This is a genomic window from Candidatus Desulfolinea nitratireducens (genome assembly GCF_982879505.1).
On the sequence record NZ_CEYOSI010000145.1, the window covers coordinates 1 to 4,392 of the forward strand.

The 4,392-nt window shown below is 53.6% G+C and carries 3 protein-coding genes and 1 pseudogene; all 4 read left to right on the plus strand.

What is annotated here, in order from left to right; all coding sequences use genetic code 11:
• The first annotated feature begins 344 nt into the window (after positions 1 to 344).
• Positions 345 to 1,985 (plus strand): ABC transporter substrate-binding protein, encoded by a 1,641-nt coding sequence (locus AC3DOM_RS12395; protein WP_487919361.1) that lies wholly within the window; start codon positions 345 to 347, stop codon positions 1,983 to 1,985.
• 154 nt (positions 1,986 to 2,139) lie between these two features.
• Complete coding sequence (locus AC3DOM_RS12400) at positions 2,140 to 3,060, plus strand: ABC transporter permease (protein ID WP_487919362.1); 921 nt, start codon at positions 2,140 to 2,142, stop codon at positions 3,058 to 3,060.
• Complete coding sequence (locus AC3DOM_RS12405; protein ID WP_487919363.1) at positions 3,053 to 3,991, plus strand: ABC transporter permease; 939 nt, start codon at positions 3,053 to 3,055, stop codon at positions 3,989 to 3,991. Before AC3DOM_RS12400 ends, AC3DOM_RS12405 begins: the two co-directional genes overlap by 8 nt.
• A 9-nt stretch (positions 3,992 to 4,000) precedes the next feature.
• Positions 4,001 to 4,392: pseudogene (locus AC3DOM_RS12410) on the plus strand (ATP-binding cassette domain-containing protein); the annotation flags it as partial.

Sequence of the window (4,392 nt, forward strand, 5' to 3'; positions counted from 1 at the left end):
GAACTCAATTTGGGTTGGTCTTTTTCATCTACCCCAAATTATTGAGATGATACAATCCGGAAGCGAAAATATTTACAGGAAGGAGGAGGTGTGTCTCCAGAAAAAGAAAATCAACTTCCTCCAAATTTAGCATAATAAATTTCATTTTTCTCGATGGAGGTAAACATAAGCCCATATTTCAATGATAGAATATATTCAACTCAACGCCTGAGATCTTTTTTTATGAACGTCTTATGGCGTTGAACAATCAGTTTTGATTGTTCGAGTGACAAGCACGAACAAATCCAATTGATTTGTCTGGTTCCAACGCCAATTGAAGAACACCAAAAAAAGGAGAAAAAGATATGTTATCGTTCAAGCGTTATTGGATTGCTTTTATAGTAGCCATAGCTGGAATGTTAGCGCTCGTTGCTTGCGCGCCGACTACGGTTATCGAGACAGTGGTGGTCACCGAAAAAGAAGAGGTGATCGTCACCCAAGAGGTGGAGGTGGTTAAGGAAGTGGAAGTGGTAAAGGAAGTTGCCCCGCCAGAGATGCCAGTAGGCACCCTTACCGTTGCCTTATCAACCTTCCCCAACTCGCTCGATCCGCCCCAAACCGCTGAGCGCAATGCCACCAATGCCAGCCAAACGATGTTTGACGGCTTGATGTGGGTAAACGACGACGGCGGTCTTGACAACGCCCTGGCCGAGAGCGTGGAGCTATCGGAAGATGGTCTGACCTACACCTTCCATCTTCGCAAGGATGTCACCTTCCACAACGGTGATCCACTCACCGCTGATGACGTCGTTTTCACCTACGACCGGGGCTTGAACGGCGGCTTTGAATACAGCTATCTTTTCGAGCGCGCCAAATCCTGGACCAAGGTTGACGATTACACGGTTGAAATGACAACCGAGGCTCCCGATCCGCTATTCTTGAGAATGATGGCCACCACCTTAATTCAGCCTGCCGGTTATCACGCAGAGGTGGGTGAGGAAGCATTTGTCGCCCACCCGATCGGCACCGGCCCCTTCATGCTCGTCGAGTGGGAAAAAGGCGATCATATCACCTTGGCAGCTAATCCCAATTACTGGCAAGAAGGCTATCCTAAAGTAGAGAACTTGATCTTCCGCCCGATCCCCGAATCGGCCACCCGCGTGGCAGCCATTCAAACGGGTGAGGTTGACATCGTGCAGCGACTGAGCTCGGAGGAAGCGCAGAGCCTGCTCGGCGCTACGAATGTGCAAGTCATTCGCTATCCCGTCGACCGCGTTTATTACATTGCCTTCAATAACCTGACGAGTGGCCTTGATCAGCCCACAATGGACCCCAATGTCCGCCTCGCCATGAACTATGCGGTGGATGTCGACGCGATCATCGATGCGCTGTTCGATGGCTTTGCTACCCCCGCAGTTGGTTTTGTTACCCCCGGAAACCTGGGCTTTGACAACGCTGATCCGTTTGGCTATGACCCAGATAAAGCCCTGACGTTGCTCGCCGATGCTGGCTATCCGGATGGCTTCGAGATGGACTTCGCCTGCCCCGCCGGTGCCTACACAAACTTTGAGCAGGTTTGCGAGGCGGTCCAGGGTTACCTGCGTGAAGTCGGAATCGAGACCAACCTCGACCTCATGGAGTCTGGCCAGTACTGGGACCTGGAAGCAACGAAGGCACTGCCGCCGATCTTCGGGGACAGCTGGTCTTCAACCCTTGGTGAGTCAATCAACCGGCTAGAGGGTGCCCTTGGCGGCTGGGATGCCAGCTACTCGGCGTGGTCTGACCCTGTGATCGATGATTTCATGGCTCAGATCAATACCGAAATGGATACCCAGGCACGCGCCGATCTTTACGGCGAACTCCAGGTGTACATGCGCGAGAACCCGCCGTTCATCTATCTCTACTCGCCGAATGCTTTTGAGGCGATCAACTCCCGAGTCCAGGACTACCGGCCACGTTCGGCCGAGGACTACAACTTGTTCTACACATGGGTTGCCGGGGAGTAATCGAAACAATATGTGACCCCTGATCGAAGTGGATCAGGGGTCCATTATTTCAACCGCTTGGTTGTCCGCTGTATCAATATCTTGTACGCTTGGGGATGGGCAACGAAGTCTATCCCCGCACTGTTAAACAGCTCATACCGGAAAGGATGGCCTTGTGCAGAAATATTTGCTATCGCGTTTACTCCAGGCAGTACTAATACTTTTTGGGGTCCTGGTGCTGGTTTTCTTTATGGTGCGCATCGCCGGTGATCCGGTCAACCTGATGGTTCCGCGCGAAGCGAGCGAAGAATATCGGGAAGAATTCCGGAACATGATGGGGTTTAATCGACCGCTCTTGGTTCAACTGGCGGATTTTATGGGCGGCGCGTTAGTGGGTGATTTCGGCAATTCCCTGCATTTCAAGGAACCGGCGATGCCGATGGTCGTACACCGTTTACCGGCGACGCTGGAGTTGGCAGGCGCAGGGATGATCATGGCGATCGTCGTGGCCATTCCACTGGGGTTGATCGGAGGCTTTCGTCCGGGAACCTGGATCGACTCGTTGGGCCGTTTCCTGGGTCTGCTGGGTCAGAGCACACCAAGTTTCTGGCTGGCCTTATTGATGATATTCTTTTTTGCTGTTGATCTGGGATGGTTTCCATCTTTTGGTCGTGACAGCATAAAATCGATCATCTTGCCGGGCTTTGTGATGGGATTTGGCGGCATGGGCGCCCTTGTGCGCCTCACCCGCTCAGCGACGATGGAGATTCGCGGTGAAGACTATATACGCACCGCCCGCAGCAAGGGCTTGCTTCCCAAAACGATTTATATCAAACACGTACTGAGAAATGTCTTAATCCCCCTGGTGAGCGTGATTGGTGTGTCTTTCGGCTACAGCCTGGGCGGTTCAATCTACATCGAAACGATATTCGCCTGGCCCGGAATGGGACAGCTTGTCCAGCAGGCGATTGGTTGGCGCGACTACCCTCTGATCCAGGCGATCGCCGTGTTTACCAGTGTGGTGGTTGTGTTGATGAGCCTGCTCACAGATGTGGCTTATGCGTTCATCGACCCAAGGATTCGATACAATGACTGACCTGGCACCTGAAATGAACCCCGAGCGCGGCACTGGTCTGCAAGTAGATGAAGAACGCGGCTGGCGGGCGCGCCTCGCTTACGGCCGCAAGCTATTACAACGCGATAAATCGGGAGTTATCGGGCTCACCATCTTTATCGTGCTGGTGCTAACTGCGGTTTTTGCGCCCCAAATCGCACCCCATGATCCCGAGCAGCAAAACTTACGCATGGCTAAAACCCCACCTGCCTGGACCGCTGAAGGCACCTGGGAATTCCCGCTTGGGACCGATAACCTTGGGCGCGATCTGCTCAGCCGCATCATCTTTGGCACACGCGTTTCGCTGGCGGTCGGATTTCTGGGTGTGCTGATCGCAGGGAGTTTAGGCATGCTCGTAGGCGCAATCGCCGGCTTTGTCGGGGGGCGGGTGGACAATATCATCATGGGGGGCATCAACCTGATCCTTGCACTTCCGTATCTATTGTTCGTGGTGGTGATCGCCTCGATCCTCGGCAGAAGTTTGATCAACGTCATCCTTATCTTTGGATTTACCGACATGCCGATCTTTGCGCGCGTCACGCGTGGCGAGGTATTGCGGATTCGCGAAAGCGGATATGTTGAATCTGCCATCAGTGTTGGTGCCGGTCGCTGGCGGATACTTTTCGACCACATCCTGCCTAACTTGATCGGTCCTCTGATCACGGTGGCCACATTTGAGATGTCGGGCATGATCTTCTATGAAGCCGGGCTGGGCTTCCTGGGGCTAAGTGTCCCACCCAGCGTCCCCAGCTGGGGCAATATGCTCTCAGCCGGACGAAAATACTTGACAACTTCCCCATGGATCGCCGCTTTCCCGGGGTTTGCGATCATGATCACGTCCCTTTCGATGAACCTGCTGGGCGATTGGCTGCGGGACGTGATGGACCCACGCTTGCGGCGTACCGAAAGGTAAGGACTGAACATGCCGCCAATTCTTGATGTTCGTGATCTACATGTACATTTTCACACCCTGGATGGTGTGGTCAATGCCGTCAATGGGGTCTCCTTCACACTTGAGGAAGGGGAGACCCTCGCCATTGTCGGCGAGAGCGGCAGCGGGAAGAGTGTGACGGTGATGTCGCTGCTTGGCCTGATCCCTGTCCCGCCGGGTAAGGTCACGGGGGGAAGCGCCCTCTACTACGGCGCTAATGGTGAGCGTGATCTGCTCAAAATGAGTGAACTGGAGCTCAAATATTTGCGCGGCGAAGCTGTAAAACCTGATGAAGAGTTCACCGAAATGGACCTGCTTCAGATGTCACGCGAGGAATTGCGCAATATCCGCGGCGGCCAGATCGGATTTGTGTTCCAGGATCC